Annotated in this window: 24 protein-coding genes, 1 other RNA gene, 1 pseudogene and 1 other annotated feature (1 of these 27 cut by a window edge); of the genes and pseudogenes, 19 read left to right on the top strand and 7 right to left on the bottom strand. The window is 44.9% G+C overall.

Annotated features, from left to right (window positions below; genetic code table 11):
- Window positions 1-35 (bottom strand) — a binding site (T-box leader) (it extends 179 nt beyond the left edge of the window).
- 257 nt (window positions 36-292) lie between these two features.
- The gene (locus LRR81_RS03400; RefSeq protein ID WP_231787878.1) at window positions 293-1,258 is read left to right on the top strand and encodes an MBL fold metallo-hydrolase; all 966 of its coding nucleotides are present in this window, start codon (window positions 293-295) and stop codon (window positions 1,256-1,258) included.
- Between the two features lie 17 nt (window positions 1,259-1,275).
- Window positions 1,276-2,070, top strand: a complete 795-nt coding sequence (locus LRR81_RS03405) for an SDR family NAD(P)-dependent oxidoreductase (RefSeq protein WP_231787879.1) — start codon at window positions 1,276-1,278, stop codon at window positions 2,068-2,070.
- 23 nt (window positions 2,071-2,093) lie between these two features.
- On the opposite strand, the pseudogene LRR81_RS21410 reads toward LRR81_RS03405, so the two are convergent.
- Window positions 2,094-2,153 (bottom strand): annotated as a pseudogene (locus LRR81_RS21410) (hypothetical protein); the annotation flags it as partial.
- A 310-nt stretch (window positions 2,154-2,463) separates the two neighbouring features.
- On the opposite strand from LRR81_RS21410, the gene LRR81_RS03415 reads away from it, so the two are divergent.
- Together LRR81_RS03415 and LRR81_RS03420 are read left to right on the top strand one after the other, a co-directional pair.
- Entirely contained in the window at window positions 2,464-3,723 is a 1,260-nt protein-coding gene (locus tag LRR81_RS03415; protein WP_231787881.1) for a Y-family DNA polymerase, read from the top strand.
- Window positions 3,724-3,753: 30 nt separating this feature from the next.
- Window positions 3,754-4,080, top strand: coding sequence for a YolD-like family protein (locus tag LRR81_RS03420; RefSeq protein ID WP_231787882.1), 327 nt, complete (start codon window positions 3,754-3,756; stop codon window positions 4,078-4,080).
- Between the two features lie 481 nt (window positions 4,081-4,561).
- Here the strand turns inward: LRR81_RS03420 and LRR81_RS03425 are convergent, their stop codons facing one another.
- Complete coding sequence (locus LRR81_RS03425) at window positions 4,562-4,801, bottom strand: HPr family phosphocarrier protein (RefSeq protein ID WP_231787883.1); 240 nt, start codon at window positions 4,799-4,801, stop codon at window positions 4,562-4,564.
- Window positions 4,802-5,032: 231 nt separating this feature from the next.
- Here LRR81_RS03425 and LRR81_RS03430 point away from each other — a divergent pair, with 231 nt between their 5' ends.
- The gene (locus LRR81_RS03430) at window positions 5,033-5,356 is read left to right on the top strand and encodes an iron-sulfur cluster biosynthesis family protein (protein ID WP_231787884.1); all 324 of its coding nucleotides are present in this window, start codon (window positions 5,033-5,035) and stop codon (window positions 5,354-5,356) included.
- Between the two features lie 9 nt (window positions 5,357-5,365).
- Window positions 5,366-5,608: a DUF2552 family protein gene (locus LRR81_RS03435; protein WP_231787885.1), complete on the top strand. Its 243-nt coding sequence runs from the start codon at window positions 5,366-5,368 to the stop codon at window positions 5,606-5,608.
- 181 nt (window positions 5,609-5,789) lie between these two features.
- Here LRR81_RS03435 and ssrS read toward each other — a convergent pair.
- The 3 genes from ssrS to LRR81_RS03450 all read right to left on the bottom strand — a co-directional run bounded on the left by ssrS (window position 5,790) and on the right by LRR81_RS03450 (window position 7,915).
- Window positions 5,790-5,987: non-coding RNA, 6S RNA (gene ssrS, locus LRR81_RS03440), on the bottom strand.
- Window positions 5,988-6,000: 13 nt separating this feature from the next.
- Window positions 6,001-6,933, bottom strand: a complete 933-nt coding sequence (locus tag LRR81_RS03445) for an alpha/beta hydrolase (protein WP_231787886.1) — start codon at window positions 6,931-6,933, stop codon at window positions 6,001-6,003.
- 79 nt (window positions 6,934-7,012) lie between these two features.
- Window positions 7,013-7,915: a hydroxymethylglutaryl-CoA lyase gene (locus tag LRR81_RS03450; protein ID WP_231787887.1), complete on the bottom strand. Its 903-nt coding sequence runs from the start codon at window positions 7,913-7,915 to the stop codon at window positions 7,013-7,015.
- Window positions 7,916-8,048: 133 nt separating this feature from the next.
- On the opposite strand from LRR81_RS03450, the gene LRR81_RS03455 reads away from it, so the two are divergent.
- The 4 genes from LRR81_RS03455 to LRR81_RS03470 all read left to right on the top strand — a co-directional run bounded on the left by LRR81_RS03455 (window position 8,049) and on the right by LRR81_RS03470 (window position 10,934).
- The gene (locus LRR81_RS03455; protein ID WP_231787888.1) at window positions 8,049-9,236 is read left to right on the top strand and encodes an acetyl-CoA C-acetyltransferase; all 1,188 of its coding nucleotides are present in this window, start codon (window positions 8,049-8,051) and stop codon (window positions 9,234-9,236) included.
- Window positions 9,237-9,256: 20 nt separating this feature from the next.
- Window positions 9,257-9,952, top strand: coding sequence for a CoA transferase subunit A (locus LRR81_RS03460; RefSeq protein WP_231787889.1), 696 nt, complete (start codon window positions 9,257-9,259; stop codon window positions 9,950-9,952).
- Between the two features lie 4 nt (window positions 9,953-9,956).
- Window positions 9,957-10,631, top strand: coding sequence for a CoA transferase subunit B (locus LRR81_RS03465; protein WP_231787890.1), 675 nt, complete (start codon window positions 9,957-9,959; stop codon window positions 10,629-10,631).
- 75 nt (window positions 10,632-10,706) lie between these two features.
- The gene (locus LRR81_RS03470) at window positions 10,707-10,934 is read left to right on the top strand and encodes a YqkE family protein (protein ID WP_231787891.1); all 228 of its coding nucleotides are present in this window, start codon (window positions 10,707-10,709) and stop codon (window positions 10,932-10,934) included.
- Between the two features lie 438 nt (window positions 10,935-11,372).
- Here the strand turns inward: LRR81_RS03470 and LRR81_RS03475 are convergent, their stop codons facing one another.
- Complete coding sequence (locus tag LRR81_RS03475) at window positions 11,373-12,296, bottom strand: aldo/keto reductase (RefSeq protein ID WP_231787892.1); 924 nt, start codon at window positions 12,294-12,296, stop codon at window positions 11,373-11,375.
- Between the two features lie 64 nt (window positions 12,297-12,360).
- Window positions 12,361-12,489: a Z-ring formation inhibitor MciZ gene (gene mciZ / locus LRR81_RS03480; RefSeq protein ID WP_231787893.1), complete on the bottom strand. Its 129-nt coding sequence runs from the start codon at window positions 12,487-12,489 to the stop codon at window positions 12,361-12,363.
- 85 nt (window positions 12,490-12,574) lie between these two features.
- Here mciZ and LRR81_RS03485 point away from each other — a divergent pair, with 85 nt between their 5' ends.
- The 9 genes from LRR81_RS03485 to LRR81_RS03525 all read left to right on the top strand — a co-directional run bounded on the left by LRR81_RS03485 (window position 12,575) and on the right by LRR81_RS03525 (window position 22,144).
- Window positions 12,575-13,129, top strand: a complete 555-nt coding sequence (locus LRR81_RS03485) for an NUDIX hydrolase (protein WP_231787894.1) — start codon at window positions 12,575-12,577, stop codon at window positions 13,127-13,129.
- Window positions 13,126-14,301, top strand: a complete 1,176-nt coding sequence (locus tag LRR81_RS03490) for an endonuclease Q family protein (protein ID WP_231787895.1) — start codon at window positions 13,126-13,128, stop codon at window positions 14,299-14,301. Before LRR81_RS03485 ends, LRR81_RS03490 begins: the two co-directional genes overlap by 4 nt.
- Window positions 14,302-14,427: 126 nt before the next feature.
- Window positions 14,428-16,848, top strand: coding sequence for a PhoX family protein (locus LRR81_RS03495; RefSeq protein ID WP_231787896.1), 2,421 nt, complete (start codon window positions 14,428-14,430; stop codon window positions 16,846-16,848).
- 146 nt (window positions 16,849-16,994) lie between these two features.
- Entirely contained in the window at window positions 16,995-17,648 is a 654-nt protein-coding gene (gene spoIIM, locus LRR81_RS03500; protein ID WP_231787897.1) for a stage II sporulation protein M, read from the top strand.
- 143 nt (window positions 17,649-17,791) lie between these two features.
- The gene (gene fur, locus LRR81_RS03505) at window positions 17,792-18,244 is read left to right on the top strand and encodes a ferric iron uptake transcriptional regulator (protein ID WP_231787898.1); all 453 of its coding nucleotides are present in this window, start codon (window positions 17,792-17,794) and stop codon (window positions 18,242-18,244) included.
- A gap of 230 nt (window positions 18,245-18,474) precedes the next feature.
- A complete protein-coding gene (locus LRR81_RS03510; RefSeq protein WP_231787899.1) occupies window positions 18,475-18,702 on the top strand; it encodes a YqzK family protein in 228 nt (75 codons plus the stop codon).
- A gap of 6 nt (window positions 18,703-18,708) precedes the next feature.
- Window positions 18,709-19,602: a site-specific tyrosine recombinase XerD gene (xerD, locus tag LRR81_RS03515; protein ID WP_231787900.1), complete on the top strand. Its 894-nt coding sequence runs from the start codon at window positions 18,709-18,711 to the stop codon at window positions 19,600-19,602.
- 263 nt (window positions 19,603-19,865) lie between these two features.
- The gene (deoB, locus tag LRR81_RS03520; RefSeq protein WP_231787901.1) at window positions 19,866-21,050 is read left to right on the top strand and encodes a phosphopentomutase; all 1,185 of its coding nucleotides are present in this window, start codon (window positions 19,866-19,868) and stop codon (window positions 21,048-21,050) included.
- Window positions 21,051-21,310: 260 nt separating this feature from the next.
- Complete coding sequence (locus LRR81_RS03525; RefSeq protein ID WP_231787902.1) at window positions 21,311-22,144, top strand: purine-nucleoside phosphorylase; 834 nt, start codon at window positions 21,311-21,313, stop codon at window positions 22,142-22,144.
- Window position 22,145 lies beyond the last annotated feature (1 nt).

Below are 22,145 nucleotides of genomic sequence, written 5' to 3' on the forward strand. Positions count from 1 at the left end.
TTTTTTGGCCTACTATTCCCAATCACAGCTAATTTGCTGTATATCTTTCTTATATTAACCAGGCATTTCTAAAGCCTTGCTTACTTTGTATGAAAGCGGCGTTGATTTGTACACATTATGCACGGGAGGACAAGTGTATGTCAACACTATTTTCTGTCGAATCTCACGTGAATTATTTGAATATAATGACAAATGAAGCGTGAAAGGATAAAATAGGGAGCAGACAGAAGCTAGGATAGAGATTCCTTGTAGCGCATTCTATAGAAACATAACAAATTAAGGCGGTTATAACATGAATTTAATGACAAGCGAAGCTTCGATTCATTCCATCGCATTGCCGACCCCTTTCCCGGTAGGCGATATAAATGTGTATCTATGCAAAGGGGATGCTCTCACACTCATTGATGCCGGCCCGAAGACAGAAGAGGCTCTGCAATCGCTGAAAACTCAGCTGAAGGGGCTTGGGTACCGGCTGGAGGACATTGAGCAGGTTTTTTTGACTCATCATCATCCGGATCATGTCGGTCTGCTTGATTATTTTGATGATATCCCGATTATCGGTCATCCGTATAACCAGCCATGGATTTCAAACGATGCCCTTTTCAAAGAAAAGCAAACACAATTTCTAAAAGAGCTGTTTACGGAGCTTGGCATCAGCAAAAATTTTACACCTTCTCTTGCTGAGCTAGATAAAACGCTTCTCTACTCCTGCAGCCGTTCCTTAACCCGTGCTGTTAGAGAAGGAGATGAAATTCCGGGGATGAAGGAGTATGCTGTTCTTGAAACACCAGGACATGCTCAGTCGCATCTTGCACTTTATCATAAAGAAAATGCTTCTTTAATCGGCGGCGATTTGCTTTTGGCGAAAATTTCTGCCAATCCGCTTTTGGAAATGCCGATGGAGGGAGGCGAAAGGCCAAGACCTCAGCTTCAGTTTAACGAAAGCTTCCGCAAAATTCTGAGCTATCCTGTGTCTGCTGTTTATCCAGGCCATGGCGAAACCATAGAGGAAGCTCATTCTTTAATCCGCTACAGAATGAAGAAGCAGGAAGAAAGGGCAGAAGGCGTTTACCGGATGCTGAAGGAAAAGCCAATGACAGCCTTTGAAGTATGCCGCATGCTGTTTCCTTCCCTATATAGCAGGCAGCTGATGCTGACGGTCTCAGAGACTGCTGCCCAGCTCGATGATTTGGAGCACAAAGGCAGAATCACTGCCGTAAACAAAGAAGGAACCAATACTTATAAAGTTATAGCCTGAAAAAGGAGGTTTTATCAGTGGCAAACTCCCTGAAAAACAAACTTGTCGTGATCACAGGCGCCTCGAGCGGAATCGGTGAAAAAACAGCCTGGCATGCGGCAAAGCGCGGCGCAGTTCCCGTCCTGCTTGCAAGGCGGGAGGCAAAGCTTTCTGAGCTGTCGCAAAAGCTTCAGAGCGAATGCGGAATTGCTGTTCCCTATTATCAGCTGGATGTTCAGGATACCGGAAGAATTGAAGCGGTTTTTCGGGAAATTCTGCAGCAGTTTGGCTGCATTGATGTTCTTGTTAATAATGCAGGGTTTGGTGTATTTAATACGGTAGAGGATGCTTCCCTTGATGAAATGAGAAGGATGTTTGAAGTGAATGTGTACGGCCTTGTAGCATGCACGAAAATGGTACTGCCAGCCATGAAAAATCAAGGCTCCGGCCATATTATTAACATTGCATCCATTGCGGGGAAGATGGCTACTCCTAAGTCAAGCCTCTATTCGGCAACAAAACATGCCGTTCTCGGCTTTACAGACAGCCTGCGGATGGAGACGAGAGGCTCCGGCATCTCCGTAACTGCTGTAAACCCAGGGCCGATTAAAACAGATTTTTTCCAAACGGCAGACAAAAGCGGTGAGTACACGAAAAACGTGGAGCGCTGGATGCTTGATGCAGACCAGGTAGCAGAGGCGATTGTAAAAAATATGCTAAAGCCTAAAAGGGAAATCAGCCTTCCGCGCTGGATGAATGCCGGCAGCACGCTGTACCGCGTATTTCCTGGGCTGGTGGAAAAAGCGGCAGGCCGAACGCTGAATAAAAAGTAGAGGAAGGCAAAGTAGAGGAAGGCCTAAAATGGGCCTTCCTGTCCTGTTATATATCCATAAACCGTATCTTCAACCAGCTCATGCCAATCTGCTTCCGGATCTTTTTTCTTGCTTTTTGCAGGTTTTCATACAGCCTTGCGCTGTCATCCACAGGCAGCGGGGCTGTCTTTATTTCTCTTCCATATTGGGCGAATGCCCTCTCCAGCATCTTCATGAATTATCTTCCACTTCTCTACACCTGCTTTCTTTCCATAGTATAAGGGGTTTTATCCTTGCAGCCAAGCCATTTTGGGCAGGGTGCGGGTAAAATTACCATTGAAAGCGAACGTATATTCCCTTATGATTATCAGTATAATAGAACTACGAACATATATTCTTTAAGGAGCAAATGAAATGGTTGATTACGATCAGCTTCCCGAAAAGAAAATTTTATGCATTGATATGAAAAGCTTTTACGCAAGCTGTGCCGCTGTTTTTCTCGGCCTTGATCCGCTCAATTGCCATCTCGCTGTTGTAGGAAACACTGACAGGGAAGGGAGCGTAGTACTGGCGGCCTCACCGAAGCTGAAAAAAGATTTCGGCATCAAAACAGGCTCAAGAAAATTTGAAATTCCGCAAGATCCCCGCATTATTGTGGTGGATCCGAAAATGGCCCTGTTTGTCAGGGTATCCACAGAGCTCACCCGGCTCTTTCACCGCTATGTGCCAAAGGAAGCGATCCATACCTACAGCGTGGATGAAAGCTTTATTCAAGTGGACGGAGTTGAGCACCTGTGGGGGGATGCAAAGGAGATTGCCTGGAAAATCAAAGGCGACATGGAAAGGGAATTTCAGCTGCCAAGCGCGATCGGCATTGGCCCGAACATGCTTCTTTCTAAAATATGCCTTGATATTGACGCGAAAAAAGCAGGGGTCGCGGAATGGACGTACGAGGATGTTGCTGAACGCCTTTGGCGGCTGAAGCCTCTCAGCGAAATGTGGGGCATCGGCAGGAGACTGGAAAAAACGCTGAACAAAATGGGCATTTTCAGTGTCGGCCAGCTTGCTGCTTATCCGCTGGAGCAGCTGGAAAAGAAGTTCGGCATTATGGGAAACCAGCTTTATTTTCATGCCTGGGGAGTGGATTTGTCAGAAATCGGGGCGCCGATTATGCAGGGCCAGGTAAGCTTCGGCAAAAGCCAGATTCTGCTCCGTGATTATCCCGATCCGAAAGAAGTCAAACACGTTATCCTGGAAATGTGCGAGGAAGTGGCAAGACGCGCGCGCAGCCACAGGAAAGCGGGCAGGACCATCAGTCTCGGAATCGGCTACAGCAAGGATGAGATGGGCGGCGGCTTTTCGCGCGCGAGAACGGCAGCGGAGCCGACCAATGTGACGCTTGACCTGTATAAAATATGCCTTGAGCTGTTTGAGGAATTTTATGAACACAAAACGGTCCGTACGATCTCCATTGCGCTCTCCAATATTGAAGAGGACTGCGAAATGCAGCTGAATTTATTTGAGCCGGACCGCGAGAAAAACCGCTCTCTCGGCTATGCAATGGATGCGATTCGAAAAAGGCATGGCACAAACGCCCTGCTCCGCGCAGTCTCGTATACGAGTGCCGGCACGGCAAAGCAGCGGGCTTCGCTGCTTGGAGGCCACAAAGCATGAGTAAGCGCCGGAAAAAGGAGGAAGAACGGCATGATTCGCGATCGCGGAAACATTAAATGGACATCAATGATGCTGCCGGAGCATGTGAAGCTTTTGCGGGAATGGGCGAAGGAAGAAGAGTTTCAGCCAAGACCGGAGCTTGACGAGCAGGAGCTTGAGATACTGGATGAAGCGATCGGCATGGCGATGGAAGAGAACAGAGAAGTGCACATAACCGTCCATCAAAATAACAGGCTCACCAAATATTCCGGAAAAATCCACTACGCAGACGCTCTCACCCATTCCATCCGCATAATTGACACAGAAGGCAAAAGGCAGACAATCAAGCTTGACAGCATAATAAAAATTGAAGAGTAAAAAAAGAAAAGCGGAAGCGCCTTGCTCAGCCCCGACAAGCGCTGGAGGGAAAATCTGAAAAGTCCGGTCTTAGACTTTTTGGATTTTTCCGAAGCGACTCGAGGGGCTAGGCGCTGTAGCTGGACACAGAAAAGCGGAAGCCGCTCGTTCAGCCCCGACAAGCGCTGGAGCAAAAATCCAGAAAGTCCGGTTTTGACTTTTTGGATTTTTGTGAAGCGACTCAGATCGGGCTAGCGGCAGTAGCTGGACAAGGTAGAAAAGCGGAAGCGCCTTGCTCAGCCCCGACAAGCGCTGGAGGAAAATCCCGAAAAGTCCGGTTTTGACTTTTTGGGATTTTTCGAAGCGACTCAGATCGGGCTAGGCGCTGTAGCTGGACAAAGAAAAGCGAAAGCCGCTCGTTCAGCCCCGGCAGCTGCATGCGGAAAATCCCAAAAACGAAAAAAGCAGCGGGCTGCTCAAGCCCGCCGCTCTTCATCCAGCATCAGATCTTTTCAAAAAGGCCAGCTTCAACAAAAGGGCCGCTTTTGTCCCTGCTGTCCTCATCGATAATTTCTACTACATCCCCAGGCTGCAGAGAGAGGGCAAGAATGCCGAGGAGGCTTTTGGCATCAATAACCCAATGGTCTTTTTTGATCAGGATTCTTTCTTCATGGCGGTTTGCCGCTTCAACAAGCTTGCTTGCCGTTTCGGCAAAAACCGGTGTGACTGCACGTACTTTCATCATCTCATCTCCATTTTCCTTTATAATTATGGCGGAAGTGCACAGCAGTTCCCTAAAGCATTTAAAGGCCCTCTTCTTTTATCCTAATCTCCAGAAGCGCCTGTTGTAAACGGCCAATTTTGCTATATTTCTGCTAATAGGAAATCCTGTGCTAAAGAGCGGCACAAGCTGATAGAAGCGGCAGGATATGCTAAAATATAGAGAGGCTATAGCAGGAAGAAGGGGACTGGTATGAATATTGAAATAACGGAAGCTGCAGTAAAGCAATTAGAGAAAGCAGCCGCCGATGCTCCTGATAAGAAGCTGAGGCTTGAATACGATACAGAAGGATGCGGCTGCGTTGTGGACGGAGTGGCTGTGCTGCTGCTCACAGATCAGCCCGGCGAATCAAGCGAAATGGTCGAAACAAACAGCATGGCAGTATATCTCGACAAGGCGAAAATGGTGTATTTGGATGAAGAGCTGAGGATTGATTTTAGCGAAACAGCGAATGCTTTTCAGCTGAAAAGCCCTTCTCAAATGCTCAATCCCCGCATGAGCCTTCTGGTCCAATGAGGTGCGGAGATGAATGACCGTTTTGAAAGCTTGAAAAATACAGCCTTAAACAGAACGTGGGTATCGTTTTTAAGCAGCAATCACCCTTACAGCCTTCTGCACTGGTCTATAGGAGGCCTTCATGACCAAAAGAAAGATGTATGGCTCCTGCAGGATGAAATGAGCTTTGAAGCTCAGGAGTTTGCCACAATTGACGAGGCCGTCCTTTGGATAAAAGAGAATATGCCTGAAATAACAGACGTACTGAGCTGAAAAAAGCCGATCTCTTCGCTTCACGGGCGAATGGGCCGGCTTTTTTGCCGGCTAAAAGCAGACTTTTTGCGCTTTATCAGGAAAAAACAGCTCCTTCTATCCGTGGAGCTTATTTAAAATAAGCTGTAGAACAGTAAAAAACCCGGTTTCCAAAAAGGAAACCGGGTCTCAATAGAAAAATTAGTCAGCCGCATTTGCCGTAATCAAATATAAGAAAGTTTTAAACCACCACTTCTCAAAGTGGGTGTTCGCAGAAACGGCAGATGTATGTCCTCCTTGTCTTGTAGACAGAGGCTTGTCATCCTCGCTTCAATCTAAAACTCCCTATTACAGCTTAAAGGTTAAAACTTTATTATCCATACGTACAATGCAGCCAGTGATAATATATTACCTCATCTGGTTTCGGAATGCAACTTATTTTCCTCCTGAATTTCTGAAAGAAATTCATCGAGAATCCGCTGATATTCTTCGCGGTTTTCAGCGTAGCTCATCGCATGGGAGCCTTTTTCCGCAATGAAAATTTTCTTGGCGCCAAGCTTTTTTTCGTAAAGCAGCCTTGAGGATTCAGAAGGAATATAGTCATCATTTTCACTGTGAATAAAAAGGACAGGATGCTGAATCCGGTCAACAACCTGAATCGGAGATACATCTTTAATCAAATATTTATCGCGAAGCTTTAAAAAGACATTGGCAATCGGCATAACAAGCGCGCCTGGCAGCCTGAATTCCACCTTCAGCCTGTAGGCAAGCTGCCTGCCGAAATCTTCAAAAGGACAGTCAGCTATGTAAAAATCAGCTCCATCTTCAATCATGCCTGCATACAGAAGCGTTGTGACTGCACCCATCGATTCCCCGTGAATGCCGAGTGTCAAATCCTCTCCATACTCTTTTTTCAGCCAGTGTACAACCGACTGCAAATCGAACTTTTCATAATGGCCGAAGCTTGTTGTTTTTCCTCCGGATTCTCCGTGGCGACGATGGTCATAAATGAGAACATTCCATCCTCTTTTTAAAAAAAGATTCATGTACTTGATGGAATTATACCTGCTGACCGTTACACCATGGCAGAGAATGATAAATTGCTTGTTTTGATAAGGAGCGATCAGGCTTCCTTTAATGTCATAGCCAAACGAAGAAGGTACAGAAACAGGGATTTTCTCAAGCTTGGTAAATTCCTCGTGATTGTAGTGGCCGCCTGCTGTTTCTGTTTCAAGTATTTCCTCATCGGTTTTTCGTTTAATAAACATCATTTTGCTGGTGAAGAAAAAGCCAACGATTGTTACGTATGAAAGGAAGATCCCTAAAGCAATAAGCAGTTTTTTCATTTGCGGCTCCTTCCTGCCTTTTTACCGGTATTTTATCATGCTTGCAGGAAAGAAGCAGGCATTTTGATCTGCGGATTCTTCAGCTGTTTACCGCATTTTCCCGTAGCTGAAACTGTCTGCTTGAAATGCTTCTATTAAGAGAGGGCTGAATCAAGAGAAGAGCATCAAGCAGCGGATCAAGCTGAATGCCTGTTTCAATGCCCATTTGCTCAAGCATGAAGACTGCATCCTCTGTTGCAATATTCCCTGAGGCACCTGGAGCAAACGGACAGCCTCCAAGACCGCCCGCTGAGCTGTCAAAACGGTCAATGCCCGCTTGAAGCGCAGCCAGAACATTCGCCAGGCCCATTCCTCTTGTATCATGAAAATGAGCGGTAAGAAGCACATCGCTGAATTCTTCCCTGAGCCTGCTGAAAAGTGAATAAACCTCATGCGGAGACGCCATTCCAATCGTGTCGGCAACACTTAAATCATCTGCACCCGCACGGACAAATTCACGGCAGATGGCAGCCGTATCTTTTTCTTCTATTTTGCCCTCATAGGGACAGTAAAATGAGGTCGAAATGCAGGCCCTGATAAAAAGACCCCTGTCCTTTGCCTTTTCCACAAGCGGAAGAATTCTTGAAAGGCTTTCTTCTGTAGCGGCATTAATATTTTTTTGATTAAATGTACTGCTGACGCCAACGAAAAAAGCGATGCTTGAACAGCCAGAAGCAACGGCCCGATCAAATCCTTTTTCATTGGGAGCAAGGACGATATTCCGGCTTTCATCAGAGCATGCAGCAATAATTTCGGCCGCGTCGCTCATTTGCGGAACCCACTTCGGTGATACAAATGAGGTTAGTTCCATTTCCTTAAATCCAGCTTTTTTCAGCTGCTTAATAAAGCTGATTTTTACTGCTGTATCAATCTGAACTTTTTCATTCTGCAGGCCGTCTCTTGGCCCTACTTCAATAAAAGATGCTTTTTTCGGAAATTTCATGCGCCCACCATCCTATTTTTTGTGAAAGGGTTTACATATTGATATTTTAGTAGGAAAATAAGAGGGAGTGCAACACTATTTTGAATACTTTAAATTTTGCGCCGCATTTAATCGCAAAGGGGGAGCAGATGACATGTATGCAAGAGAAATCGTCATTGTGAGCGCAGTTAGAACAGCAGTCGGGAACTTTGGAGGAGCATTGAAAACCATTTCAGCTCCAGAACTCGGCGCCATCGCCATAAAAGAAGCTCTAAAAAGAGCCGGCATTGAGGGAAATCAAGTATCAGAAGTCATCATGGGAAATGTGCTGCAGGCAGGACTTGGACAGAATCCTGCGAGACAGGCGTCCATTCAGGCAGGCATTCCTGAAGAATGTCCTTCTATGACCATAAATAAAGTATGCGGCTCTGGTCTGAAAGCAGTTCACCTTGCTGTTCAGGCAATTTTAGCAGGTGATGCTGAAATCGTTGTAGCCGGAGGAATGGAAAATATGAGCCAGGCTCCATATCTGCTGAAAGGGGCAAGAGACGGCTTAAGAATGGGCGATCAAGCCTTGATTGACAGCATGACATCTGATGGTCTTACATGTGCCTTTAATCAGTACCACATGGGGGTTACCGCAGAAAATCTCGCGGAGAAGTACAGCATTTCACGGGAAGAGCAGGATGAATTTGCTGCAGAAAGCCAAAGAAGAGCGCAAAAAGCAATAGAAGAAGGCAAGTTTAAAGAAGAAATCGTTCCAGTGAGCATCCCGCAGCGAAAAGGGGAGCCAGTCCTGTTTGATACAGACGAATTTCCGCGCGCAGGCTCTAATGCCGAAAAGCTGTCAAAGCTTCGTCCGGCATTTAAAAAAGATGGAACCGTTACAGCAGGAAACGCCTCCGGGATCAATGACGGAGCTGCCGCACTGGTAGTTATGCCGAAGGAAAAGGCAGAGGAGCTCGGCCTAAAGCCGCTTGTCCGCATTATCGCGAACGGCAATGCAGGGGTTGACCCGGCCATCATGGGCATCGGGCCTGTTAAAGCGATCCGGAATGCTTTGAAAAAAGCGGAAATGGAATTAAATGAAATAGAACTGATAGAAGCAAACGAAGCCTTTGCTTCCCAGACAATCGCAGTAGACCGCGAGCTGCATTTGAATCAGGACATTTTAAATGTAAACGGCGGAGCCATAGCGCTCGGTCATCCAATCGGCGCCAGCGGTGCAAGAATACTCGTTTCTTTGATTCATGAAATGAAGCGGAGAGAAGTGAAAATGGGGCTTGCCGCGCTTTGCATCGGCGGCGGACAGGGCGTTGCAACGATCGTTGAAAGCATCTGACTAAAACAGGGGGAAAGAGGATGAAACAAATCATAGGATCTTTTCAGGAAGCGGTTAAAGACATTGGGGATGGCTCCACACTGATGGTAGGCGGATTCGGCCTTTGCGGCATTCCGGAAAACCTCATTTTGGCGCTTGCTGAAGCAGGAACAAAGGATTTAACCATCATTTCAAACAATTGCGGTGTAGATGACTGGGGTCTCGGTCTGCTTTTGAAAAACAAGCAGATTAAAAAAATGATCAGCTCTTATGTAGGCGAAAACAAGGAATTTGAACGCCAGGTGCTGTCAGGGGAGCTAGAGGTGGAACTTGTCCCGCAAGGAACACTGGCTGAGAGAGTTCGTGCAGGAGGGGCGGGAATACCGGCATTTTACACACCTGCAGGCTTCGGCACGCCGATTGCAGAAGGCAAGGAAACAAGAAACTTCAACGGCAAAGATTACGTCCTTGAGGAAGCGCTTACCGCTGACTTTACTCTTATCAGAGGATACAGGGCAGACAAAATGGGAAATGTGGTTTACAACCTGACTGCCCAGAATTTTAGTCCAATGATGGCAGCTGCTGGAAAAGTAACGATCGCAGAGGTGGAAGAACTAGTGGAAGCAGGAGAACTTGATGCGAACACGATACATACTCCTGGTATATATGTTCAAAAGCTGATCGTTGGCGAGCAGGAAAAAAGAATTGAACGGCTGACCGTTCAAAAAACGGGGTGATCATATGGCAGTGATTGAAGAAAAAGCAAAAGTGAGAGAGCGTATCGCAAGACGTGCCGAAAAAGAAATCAAAGATGGCTACTACGTCAACCTTGGCATTGGAATGCCGACGTTAGTGGCTAACTATATTCAGGATAATAAAGAGGTTGTGCTGCAGTCTGAAAACGGACTGCTCGGGATTGGGCCATATCCGATAGAAGGCGAAGAAGATCCTGATTTAATCAATGCCGGAAAGGAAACCGTAACGGCCATCAAGGGAGCGGCCTATTTCAGCAGTGCCGAATCCTTTGCGATGATTCGCGGAGGGCATGTGGATTTAGCGATTCTCGGCGGGATGGAAGTGTCAGAAACGGGAGACCTTGCGAACTGGATGATACCGGGAAAAATGATTAAAGGAATGGGCGGCGCCATGGATTTGGTGCATGGAGCGCAAAGAATTATCGTCATTATGGAGCATGTGAACAGAAGCGGCGAGCCAAAAATCCTGAAAAAATGCTCGCTTCCTTTGACCGGAACAGGAGTCGTGACGCGCATTATCACTGACAGAGCGGTAATTGATGTTACAGAAGATGGCCTTAAGCTTGTTGAAACAGCAAAAGGTTTCACAGCAGAAGATATCCAAAATTCCACAGAACCTGATTTAATTATTTCTGATGACGTGCAGCTTGAAGCATTTTAATATAAACGGGGAGCCCGGGCTTCCCGTTTTTTATATGTTTTTAGTATAATGATTAGATAGTGGAGGGGTGCAGTCATGAAACCTAAAAAACAAGAAAAAGAGACCATACTGAAAGACTATCTCAACCAGGATCTCTTAAAAAAGCTACAGTCAATGAAAACTGATTTAAAGACAGAAGAAGCACAAAAGGAAGAAGCAGCACGGCAGGCAAAGCTGAAGGAGCTCAAAGAGCGCGAGAAGAATAAAAGCTTTGAAGAGCTGCTGAATGAGAGCGATATGAACTGGAAGAAGTTTAAGCAGTGAATCTGTGAAGTACGAGCGGCCGCGCCTAGGCAGGAGGAGCCGTTTATAAAGAGTGCAGCCAGCACGTAAACAGCAGAAGCCGCTCATGAAAATTGAAATCCGAGCATAAACAGGAAGAGTCAATAAATAATATTTAACAAACAGGCATCATTTTATATAAGACTGTGTTAAAGAAGAAAGTTGATTTTCCACACCTGTTGATTGGAGTGGCAGGCGGGAGACTCCTGCGGGAGCAGCGGGACAGGTGAGACCCCACAGGCGCCAAAGGGGCCTGAGGAGGCTCACCGCCCGCCCCGCGGAAAGCGGACGCCTGAAACGGAAATCAACAGCAAAATTTAATAGACCCTGTAAAAAAAAGAGCGCCCCAAAACATAGGTTTTGGGGCACTTCTGTTTGAAAATCGCTTCTATTACCATGTATTTTGCTTAATAAGCCATGTCAAGAGGACCGGTGGGTTTCATAAATCTCTGCTTTCGAAGCTTTTTGCAATGCTTCGTATTCTTCTGCAAAAAGCGGTTCCGCTTCGGCAGCGCGGCAGTTTTCAAGCAGCTGCTCTTTTTTGCTGGCGCCGGGAACTAACGCGCCGACTGTATGATCATATAAACAATACTGCACAGCTGTTTCTGTCAATGTATGCCGCGGAGCAGCATCCTTCAATGAGGTGCGCACCTGCTTCAATTCTTCATAGGAGTAGGAGAGGTAGCCTTTCTCTTTTACCGATTCAGAGGCTGATTCAACCGGACGTTCTGTTAAGAGCCCTTTCGCCATTGGGCCTCTTGCAATAACGCTGACATCTCTTTCCTTTATAAGCGGAAACCATTCTTCAGGTCTTCGGTCAAGAAGGCTGTACTGCATCATGATTGAAACAATGGAGGATTTCTCTAAGTACTTCATCATCACATTCGGCCTGATGGAAGAAATGCCGTACCAGCGGATGAGACCTTCTGTTTTCAGCTCTTCGAATGCTTCAATGGTTTCATCAATCGGATCATCAATTGTTCCGCCGTGCAGCTGATATAAATCTATGTAGTCTGTACCAAGCCGGCGCAGGCTCTCTTTAACCGCTTCTTTTATATAAGCTTTTGAAGGATCCCAGTACCAGCTTTCTTTTCCTTTTTCCCAATGGTTGCCGGCCTTTGTCGCCAGTATCATTTCTTCTCTGCGGCCTTTCAGCGCCTTACCGACAAATTCCTCGTTTAACCCATAGTCATAAAGGTCAGCCGTATCAAAGTAATTGATTCCCCTGTGAATCGCCTCATCAATAATCGATTTGGCCTGGGCTTCCTCAGTGCCGAGCGACATGCAGCCGAGGCCGATTTCACTCACATATAAATCAGAGTGTCCGAGCTTGCGCTTTTTCATAATTCTCCCCCTTATATCAGGCTCTCCATTTGACAGTAGTATAAGAGAGAGGAAAAAGCAAACCTCATGGCTGGCGGTCGTTAATCCAGTCCTGAAGGAGAGCGTACTGTCTTGCATACTCTTTTAATTTCGCCCTGATTTCCCATGCTTTCCCGACAAGTACAATCCGGTTTTCAAAACGGCAGATTTTCATGAAAGGGTACCAGCTCCTTGGTATGGGAATGATTATGATAGAATGTATGAAAGGAAAGAAATACATAGAACGAGGAGCTGAAATGATGGATCACTTAAAGGAAAAAGAACTTCATTCCAAGGAAATTTTCTCTGGAAGAATCATTGATCTTTTTTTACAGGAAGTAGAGCTGCCAAACGGCAAGACAAGCACAAGGGAGATCGTCAAACACCCTGGAGCGGTCGCTGTTATTCCGGTTACAAAAGATAATAAGATTGTGATGGTGCAGCAGTTCAGAAAACCAATGGAGCGGATTATGGTGGAAATACCGGCAGGAAAGCTCGAAAAAGGAGAACAGCCTGAATATACCGCCAAAAGGGAACTGGAAGAGGAAACAGGGTATACATGTGATTCTATGGAACATTTGATTTCCTTTTATACGTCCCCGGGATTTGCCGACGAACTGGTTCACTTATATCTGGCAGAAGATCTTAAAGTGATGGAAACTGAAGCATCGCTTGATGAAGACGAATTTGTAGAAGTAATGGAGGTGACGATTGACGAGGCGCTGCAGCTGATCAAGGAACAGCGGATTTATGACGCCAAAACGGCGTATGCTGTTCAGTATTTGCAGCTGAAGCAAGCTTTGCAGCAAAAATGAAAGAATACTACGCAGATTTGCATGTTCATATCGGGTCAACAGAAACCGGAAAAGCAGTAAAAATTACGGCATCTAAAACATTGACCTTAAAAAATATACTGATAGAAGCAAGCGACAGCAAGGGGATCGATATTGTCGGCATCATTGATTCCCACGTACCAGAGGTGCAAAGCGAACTTAGAGCTCTCATCGACAGTAAGGAAGCAGCGGAGCTTCCGGAAGGCGGAGTCCGCTACAGAAACACTACGCTGCTGCTCGGAACAGAGCTGGAAATTTATGACCCTTTCTGCAAAGGGCCTCTGCACGTCCTGGCATTTTTTCCTTATCTTGAAAATATGGAGAGGTTTTCCGAGTGGCTTAAAGGTTGTCTGAAGAATATTAATTTAAGCTCGCAAAGAGTTTACGTACATGGAAAAGTTCTGCAAGAGCAGGTAAAGAAAGAAAATGGCCTCTTTATTCCGGCTCATATATTCACCCCTCATAGAAGCGTGTACGGAAGCGGTGTGGAAAAATCCATCAAAGAAGTGTTTGAACCAAAGCTCATCGATGCTGTTGAACTTGGATTAAGCTCCAATACAGAAATGGCTGATGGCATTGCTGAGCTCCATGGTTATTCCTTCGTTTCCAATTCGGACGCTCACTCGCTTCCTAAAATGGCGAGAGAATATCAGAAGCTTCAATTAAAAAGTGCATCCTTTGAGGAACTGAAAAAAGCTCTGAAAAACGAAGGCGGAAGGAGGATTCTTGCCAATTACGGCCTGAATCCTTTCCTGGGAAAATACTATTTAACAACCTGTGAAGGGTGCGGCATAGAACGGCCGAAGCCTGATGGTCCTTGCCCTAACTGCGGAAAAACAAGAATTACAAAAGGCGTGAGCACAAGAATTGCAGAATTGTCAGATGCAGCCGGCAAAAAACCGGAAAGGCCTCCTTATATTCATCAGGTGCCGCTTCAGTTTATTCCGGGTATCGGGCCCAAAACATTAACCAAACTAAAAGAAGCATTCGGTACGGAAATGACGATTCTTCATCATACAGAAGGCAGTCAGCTTTCAGAAATAATCCCTCAAAAAACAGCTGATCTGATTCTGGCAGCAAGAAATGGAACCCTCGCCTTAAAAGCGGGCGGCGGAGGAATATATGGAAAAGTTGACCAAAAGGTGCGCCCATAATGGCGCACCTTTTGGTGTATAAAGAAAAAATTTAGAATAAATTATCGAAAAATTAATACTAGATTTACAATTCGAGTATTTAATTGATAGAGAGTAATTTATTTTTACATAATCAGGAGGATGAGTATGAAAAAGAGAATCGCAGTGGCTTTGGCAGTGGGATTAATGGTCCCTTGCATGGCACCGGCCCATGCTGCTACAAAAGAAGTAACCATTGAATCAATGAAGTTCAAAGGAATGGACGCTCCAAAAACGATTGAACAAATGGTAGATACATACACTGGCGCATCTATTGAAGTAACTTACAGCAATGGCCTGAAAAAGGACTTCCCTCTCTCCTACAACAGATTATTCAAGTCAGAAGATAAAGTAGCAGAAAACAAAGGGCAAATGATCGCGGCAGGAACTCCAATTGATTTTAACGGCAATCCGATTATGGATACTAGTGCTGAAGGAAAGCCCGTTCCATTCGTATCAGACGCACCTGACTCCAACAGCGTCATGAAAGTCGGCAATGATATTTATATGGTGACGCATTATGAGTATCAAACCATTGATGCAGCCGGAAAATCTGCTTACGGCCTTGTCCCTGCATCTATGTCGCTTACAAAGCTTGTACAAGATAAAAAAACAGGCAAACTGGTGCCTGATAAAGTTTCTAAAATTGACTTTTCTTCCGTAAATGGACTATGGATTCCCTGCAATGGTTCTCTGTCACCTTGGGGAACGCACCTGGGATCAGAGGAATATGAGCCGGACGCAAGATCTTTTGAAGACAAAAAATCCAATGCCTATACACAGGTGAGCACTTTTGCCAAGCTTTACTTTGGCGACGAAGCAAAAGCTAATCCATACAACTACGGATGGATTCCTGAAATTACAGTGAATAAAGATGGTTCCACGAAAGTTGCCAAGCATTACAGCACAGGCCGCTTCTCCCATGAATTGATGAAAGTAATGCCGGACAACCGCACAGCTTATTTTGGCGATGACGGCGGCAATACGATGATGTTCATGTATGTGGCTGACAAAGAGAAGGATTTCTCTGCCGGCACTCTTTATGCAGCTAAATTTAAACAGACTGGAACTGAAAATGGAGGTTCTGGAGACCTTCAGTGGATGAAAATCGGCCATTCTACTGACGATGAAGTGAAAGCGATCATTGATAAAGGAACAAAATTCAGTGATATCTTTGAAACTTCCGATACAGCCAAAGAAGGTTTTACAGCTGTAAAAACTTACGCGAGCAAAAATGTTGAATACCTTAAGCTTAAGCCTGGCATGGAAAAGGCAGCTCAAACGCTTGAAACTCGCCGTTACGCAGCAATGAAAGGCGCCACTTCAGAATTTAATAAAATGGAAGGCCTTGCTTACAATACAGCGGAAAATAAAGTGTATGTGGCCATTTCTGATCTTTCCGGCAGTATGGAAAAAGACGCTGCAGGAAACGATCCAACGGATGATATCCAGCTTCCTAAGCGCAAATCAGGCGTGACGTTCGAACTCGATTTGAAAGGCCAGCAAATGGATTCTGAAGGCAAAGCCATCGACTCTGCCAATGTAGCTGCATCCATGAAAGGCCTGCTTGTCGGTGAAGACCTTGCAGCCCCAGATGCTTACGGCAATACAGCAAATCCTGATAAAGTAGCAAGCCCTGATAACTTAAGCTTTTCTGATGATATGAACACTCTGTTTATCGGTGAAGACAGCGGCATGCATACGAACAACTTTGTATGGGCTTATGACCTGACGACAAAAGAGCTTTCCAGAGTCCTTTCTGTACCTGCAGGCGCTGAGGCAACAGGCCTGAAAGTTGTGGAAGGCTTGATGGACCACAATTATATTATGAGCAACTTCCAGCATCCAGGAGATGAATTGGATGGCAAGAAAATTACAGCTGTTAATCCAGAAGAACTGAAAGCTGCCATGGAAAAAGGCATCGGAATCGATAAAACAGGCGGTATCGGATATATCGGCGGCCTTCCGATGGGTAAAGCAGGAGATAAAGCAGTCGGCAAGCTGCCGATTGCAAGGATTATTCTTAAGCACGAAACACCTCTATATAAAATGGCAGCAGACGGCTCCCTTACACAAGCTGGAAGCATTAAAAACGGCGCGTTTCGCGTGTATGGCCAAATCGGCGACCTGATTAACGTCGGCGGGGACTATTATGTGAAATCAGGCGAAGCTAGGGCACAAAGCTACCAGGGCAGAATACTGATCAAAAAGCCAATGGCTCTCTATAACAAAGACGGCAAGGTTTACAGAATGCTGAAAAAAGGCGAAGCGATCAAAGTTTACGGCATGGGAAGCGGAAGATATGAAGTAGGTAACGGATATTATGTGAACGAAGACCATGATGCTGTTTACTACGAAGGCATTGTCACAATTAAAAAAGATACGGATTTATTTAAAGACGGAAATGCAGCGAAAACTTTGAAAAAGGGCCTCACTTACCGTGTATACGGCTATAAGGATGGTATGCTTGACTTAGGCGGCGGCTATTACACAATGGCTGACACTTCTGTAGAATACAGCAAAAATTAATTATGGAGGCGGCCCAGCTGTTGGGCCGCTTTTTCTATGCAAAAGATTGAAATCTATTAAATAAATGAAACTCTAGCAGATGAGAAGGAATAGTTCCCCCGTGCAATCATATAATCTACTATGAGCCAGCCACAGGGGGAAGAATAATGAGCAACCAGCAAATAAAAGGATTGTTTACGAAGCATATAAGAGAGCATTCTTCTATCTATGTATTTGTTTTTGTGCTGTTTTTAATGGGAGTCATTTTCGGAGCTGTGATTGTAAACAGTATGACATTCAGCCAGAAGGAAGATCTTTATTTTTATTTAAGCCGCTTCTTTGGACAAGTCTCAGAAGGGAAAGTGGCCACCTCCGCTGACATGTTTCAGCAAAGCTTTCTCCATAATGTGAAATACCTCGGGCTGATGTGGATTCTGGGCATTTCCATTATTGGACTGCCTGTTATTCTGATCATGCTTTTTCTTAAGGGAATTGTTGTTGGCTTTTCAGTCGGCTTTCTTGTGAACCAAATGGGCTGGAAGGGATTCCTGCTTTCCTTTGTGTCTGTCTTTCCGCAGAATATCCTCATGATTCCTGCTTTTATCATCATGAGTACGGCAGGAATCGCCGTATCTCTAAAAATTTTCAGGCAGCTATTTTTGAAGAAAAAAAGTACGCTTGAGAGTCCTTATCAATTTTTCGTAAAATATGCGATTGTACTTGGAGTAATCTGCTTAATGATACTGGCCGCTTCTTCTCTTGAAGCTTATGCATCGCCTGGCTTGATGAAAAGTGTTGTGGATGCTTCCGGAGGAAAGTAAAGAGAGAGCTTGACAGGCTATTTAGTCTATAATGATTCTTAAATAATAATCTATTCTCTTATTAATTTATAATAATTTCAGTTGGAACCCTCACTCTCATTTGATATAATATGATGAGGCAAGTGGCGAGGGAGGAACACTGGATGGAAAATCGCATAGACAGAATTAAAAAGCAGCTGCATTCATCAAGCTATAAGCTGACGCCGCAGCGCGAAGCAACCGTTCGGGTATTGCTGGAAAATGAAGAAGACCACTTGAGTGCCGAAGACGTTTACCTCCTCGTAAAGGAAAAGTCTCCAGAAATCGGGCTCGCTACAGTATATCGGACATTGGAATTGCTGACTGAACTAAAAATAGTTGATAAAATAAATTTTGGAGACGGTGTCTCACGGTATGATTTAAGAAAAGAAGGGGCAGCGCATTTTCATCATCATTTAGTTTGCATTGAATGCGGAGCTGTCGCTGAAATTGAAGAAGATCTTTTAGAAGATGTTGAACAAATTGTAGAGCGCGACTGGAAATTTAAAATTAAAGATCACCGCCTTACGTTTCATGGCATCTGTGAAAAATGCCAAAGTAAGCATGAAAGTGAGTAACCTTTCTGTACAGGAAGGTTTTTTGCTTTTTTTTGGCGAAAAGATGAATGAAGCCGGCCGCATTCAAATCGCTTGCACTTTTCCTTGTCTTTCTTCTTCTTCAGGTATAAAGTTTGTCCGTTTTGGCATATCTTTTAACAGGGCTTTCCCCATCGTAATCCTGCATTGAGGTTTAAAGCTTCTTGAAAAAGGGGAGTCAAATTGAAGATAGACTGGAAGGAAGAGCTGAGATGAAGCGGATGCTGCGCGCATTCTTTGATTTATTGAAAGTATTTGTGATTTTTACCGGATTTACGATTTTATTCTATTATGCTATTATTTGGGTTAATCTGGAGTATCAGGGATACCATAAGTATGATGAACCAGAAGGCGCTGCCTTAAAAGTCACCAAAATGGTGCATGAGAGGACAGATGACTGGCGAAACAGGCTCATATTCTTTTTTTTAAACGGGGAGTAGAGAGATTTGAATGACCAAATTAAAGATTTTATTCATTACCTTGTGGTCGAAAGAGGATTATCGAATAATACCATTGTCTCTTACGAAAGAGACTTATCCCATTATGCTAGATTCCTCTCAGAGGAACAAAAGATCTCTTCCTTTAATGACGTTACGCGCCTGAACATCATTCAATTTTTAAAATTGCTGAAAGATCAGGGGAAATCAAGCAAAACAGCTGCAAGGCATATTGCCTCAATCAGGTCGCTTCATCAATTCCTGCTTAGGGAGAAGGTATGTGATCAGGATCCGTCTGTACATATCGAATCCCCTCAAATTGAAAGAAAGCTGCCGCAGGTTCTTTCCCTTAAAGAGGTGGAAAGGCTCCTTGAAACACCGCTCTTAACCTCTCCGATTGGATACCGCGACAAAGCAATGCTGGAACTGCTCTATGCAACAGGCATCCGTGTCAGTGAAATGATTAATCTTGATTTGGCTGATGCCCATTTATCCATGGGATTCATCCGCTGCTTCGGAAAAGGGAGCAAAGAAAGAATTGTTCCTATCGGGAGAGCAGCATCTGATAGTTTAACGCAATACCTTGAAAAAGCCCGACCGAAAATGCTGAAAGGCCGTTCAGGAACTGATGCTCTGTTTTTAAACCATCATGGAAATAGAATTACACGGCAGGGCTTTTGGAAGAACCTTAAGAAAATCGCTTTGGAAGCAGGCATTTCTAAAACGCTGACACCGCACACTCTGAGGCATTCATTTGCAACGCATCTTTTGGAAAATGGAGCGGATCTGAGAGCAGTGCAGGAGATGCTCGGTCATGCTGATATTTCCACTACTCAAATATATACTCATGTAACGAAAACAAGACTGAAGGATGTTTACAAGCAATATCATCCCAGAGCATAAAAAGCAGCTGCATTTTTGCGGCTGTTTATTTATTTTTTAGAAAATTTTTGCTGCTGAAGCCATTAGGAAACCTGTTATTGTCACAATCGTTGTAAACGGTTTATAATATGGTTGTCAGACTTCTGACTTATTCAATTTAACTAGACATTCGGCACATTTTCAATCAGGTTTAAAAACTTTACTCGCATGGATTGAGAATGGCCCTCAAAGGGAACTTTGAGTAAGGACAGGAAGACAAAAGTATTTTATTTAGGAGGAACAGGATGTCTGATTATACATATAAGCGCATGTTCATTGTTGTGATGGATTCAGTCGGAATCGGAGAAGCTCCGGATGCAGAAAAATTTAACGACGTCGGTTCAGACACGCTGGGACATATTGCCGAAAAAATGAATGGCATTCATTTACCGAATATGGCGAAGCTCGGGCTCAGCAATATTCGGGAAATTAAAGGGGTGCCTCTGCAGGATAAGCCGCTTGCCTGCTATACAAAAATGCAGGAAGCCTCTAATGGAAAAGATACGATGACAGGACATTGGGAAATTATGGGTCTTTATATTGAAAACCCTTTTCAAGTATTTCCTGACGGATTCCCGAAAGAGCTTGTGGAGCAGCTTGAGGAAAAAACAGGCCGCAAAGTAATTGGAAATAAACCGGCATCCGGAACAGAAATTCTGGATGAGCTTGGCGAGGAGCACATGAAAAGCGGCTCTCTTATTGTCTATACTTCTGCAGATTCCGTTCTGCAAATTGCTGCTCATGAAGAGATTATTCCAATAGAAGAGCAGTACAGGATTTGCGAAATAGCGCGGGAACTGACAATGGAAGACAGGTTTAAAGTGGGAAGAGTGATTGCCCGCCCGTTTGTCGGAAAACCGGGAGAATTTAAAAGAACCTCTAACCGTCATGACTACGCCCTTAAGCCATTCGGCAGGACAGTCATGGACGAACTGAAGGATGCTGGCAGGGATGTGCTGGCAATCGGCAAAATTTCTGACATCTATGACGGTGAAGGCATTACAGAATCCATTCGGACTAAATCAAATATGGATGGCATGGACCAGCTGATCAGCACAATGGACAAGGACTTCACAGGCATTAGTTTCCTGAACCTTGTTGATTTTGATGCACTTTTTGGCCACCGCAGAGATCCTGAAGGATACGGAAAGGCACTGGAAGAATATGATGAACGACTTTCAGAGGTGCTGGACAAACTGAAGGAAGACGACCTTTTGATTATTACAGCTGACCATGGAAATGATCCTGTCCATCCAGGAACTGACCATACAAGAGAATATGTGCCTCTTTTAGTCTACAGTCCTTCCTTTAAAGAAGGCAAAGCACTGGATATCAGGGAAACGTTTGCTGATATTGGAGCCACTGTAGCTGATAACTTCAATGTTAAACCAACGGAATACGGCAAAAGCTTCTTATCTGATCTTAAATAAAGGCTATGTTAAAGAAGAATGCTGATTTTAGCGCACTTTTTGATTGGAGGGGCAGGCGGGAGACTCCAGCGGGAGCAGCGGGACAGGTGAGATAAGCATGCGCTAAGGCGCCGAGGAGGCTCAGCGACCGCCTCGTGCTGAAATCAACAGCCAAATTTAACAGACCCTGAATAAAAAACACTATATTAAAAAGCTTGCTGATTGAAGCGGGAGCTTTGCTTTTCATCTGCGGGCTTTTATGAAGCTAGGGGGATTATGGCGTGAACCATGAACAAATTATAAAGGCTGCAAGCTTTATCAAGGGGAAAATAGAGGAAACGCCTAGAATCGGATTGATTTTAGGCTCAGGGCTTGGTGTACTCGCTGATGAAATTGAAAATCCGGTGAAAATTGCTTATTCGGATATTCCCGGCTTTCCGGAGTCCACAGTAGAAGGCCATGCAGGACAGTTTGTATTCGGTACCCTTAAAGGGGCATTTGTTGCTGCAATGCAGGGGCGTTTTCATTTTTACGAAGGGTATTCAATGGAAAAAGTAACCTTTCCGGTCAGAGTTATGAAGGAAATCGGGATTGGCACTCTGATCGTCACAAATGCTGCCGGCGGCATTAATGAAAGCTTTGAGCCCGGCGATCTTATGCTGATTACAGATCACATCAATAACATCGGCACAAATCCATTAATCGGTCACAATGATCATAATCTTGGCGTCCGTTTCCCGGATCTGTCTGAAGCGTACAGCAAGAACCTAAGGCTTTTGGCGAAAAACACAGCTGAAAAAACAGGCCTTTCCCTTCAGGAAGGCATCTACATTGCTAACAGCGGCCCTTCTTATGAAACACCGGCTGAAATCCGCATGCTGAGAAGCTGGGGCGGCGACGCGGTCGGCATGTCAACAGTGCCAGAGGTGATTGTGGCAAGGCATTCAGGACTTGAGGTTCTCGGCATTTCCTGCATCTCCAATATGGCTGCAGGCATCCTTGATCAGCCGCTTTCTCACAGTGAAGTAATGGAAACGACTGAAAAGGTAAAAGCGAGCTTTTTGCAGTTCGTAAAAGAACTGGTACATGATATTCATTCTACGACTAAACGATAAG

This window comes from Metabacillus kandeliae, assembly GCF_021166585.1.
Taxonomy (GTDB): Bacteria; Bacillota; Bacilli; order Bacillales; family Bacillaceae; genus Metabacillus_B; species Metabacillus_B kandeliae.

Excerpts from the sequence above, each read along its gene's own strand:
- LRR81_RS03400 (WP_231787878.1), top strand. The coding sequence starts at position 293 with ATGAATTTAATGACAAGCGAAGCTTCGATTCATTCCATCGCATTGCCG.
- LRR81_RS03415 (WP_231787881.1), top strand. The coding sequence starts at position 2,464 with ATGGTTGATTACGATCAGCTTCCCGAAAAGAAAATTTTATGCATTGAT.
- LRR81_RS03420 (WP_231787882.1), top strand. The coding sequence starts at position 3,754 with ATGATTCGCGATCGCGGAAACATTAAATGGACATCAATGATGCTGCCG.
- LRR81_RS03425 (WP_231787883.1), bottom strand. The coding sequence starts at position 4,801 with ATGAAAGTACGTGCAGTCACACCGGTTTTTGCCGAAACGGCAAGCAAG.
- LRR81_RS03430 (WP_231787884.1), top strand. The coding sequence starts at position 5,033 with ATGAATATTGAAATAACGGAAGCTGCAGTAAAGCAATTAGAGAAAGCA.
- LRR81_RS03435 (WP_231787885.1), top strand. The coding sequence starts at position 5,366 with ATGAATGACCGTTTTGAAAGCTTGAAAAATACAGCCTTAAACAGAACG.
- LRR81_RS03445 (WP_231787886.1), bottom strand. The coding sequence starts at position 6,933 with ATGAAAAAACTGCTTATTGCTTTAGGGATCTTCCTTTCATACGTAACA.
- LRR81_RS03450 (WP_231787887.1), bottom strand. The coding sequence starts at position 7,915 with ATGAAATTTCCGAAAAAAGCATCTTTTATTGAAGTAGGGCCAAGAGAC.
- LRR81_RS03455 (WP_231787888.1), top strand. The coding sequence starts at position 8,049 with ATGTATGCAAGAGAAATCGTCATTGTGAGCGCAGTTAGAACAGCAGTC.
- LRR81_RS03460 (WP_231787889.1), top strand. The coding sequence starts at position 9,257 with ATGAAACAAATCATAGGATCTTTTCAGGAAGCGGTTAAAGACATTGGG.
- LRR81_RS03465 (WP_231787890.1), top strand. The coding sequence starts at position 9,957 with ATGGCAGTGATTGAAGAAAAAGCAAAAGTGAGAGAGCGTATCGCAAGA.
- LRR81_RS03470 (WP_231787891.1), top strand. The coding sequence starts at position 10,707 with ATGAAACCTAAAAAACAAGAAAAAGAGACCATACTGAAAGACTATCTC.
- LRR81_RS03475 (WP_231787892.1), bottom strand. The coding sequence starts at position 12,296 with ATGAAAAAGCGCAAGCTCGGACACTCTGATTTATATGTGAGTGAAATC.
- mciZ (WP_231787893.1), bottom strand. The coding sequence starts at position 12,489 with ATGAAAATCTGCCGTTTTGAAAACCGGATTGTACTTGTCGGGAAAGCA.
- LRR81_RS03485 (WP_231787894.1), top strand. The coding sequence starts at position 12,575 with ATGGATCACTTAAAGGAAAAAGAACTTCATTCCAAGGAAATTTTCTCT.
- LRR81_RS03490 (WP_231787895.1), top strand. The coding sequence starts at position 13,126 with ATGAAAGAATACTACGCAGATTTGCATGTTCATATCGGGTCAACAGAA.
- LRR81_RS03495 (WP_231787896.1), top strand. The coding sequence starts at position 14,428 with ATGAAAAAGAGAATCGCAGTGGCTTTGGCAGTGGGATTAATGGTCCCT.
- spoIIM (WP_231787897.1), top strand. The coding sequence starts at position 16,995 with ATGAGCAACCAGCAAATAAAAGGATTGTTTACGAAGCATATAAGAGAG.
- fur (WP_231787898.1), top strand. The coding sequence starts at position 17,792 with ATGGAAAATCGCATAGACAGAATTAAAAAGCAGCTGCATTCATCAAGC.
- LRR81_RS03510 (WP_231787899.1), top strand. The coding sequence starts at position 18,475 with ATGAAGCGGATGCTGCGCGCATTCTTTGATTTATTGAAAGTATTTGTG.
- deoB (WP_231787901.1), top strand. The coding sequence starts at position 19,866 with ATGTCTGATTATACATATAAGCGCATGTTCATTGTTGTGATGGATTCA.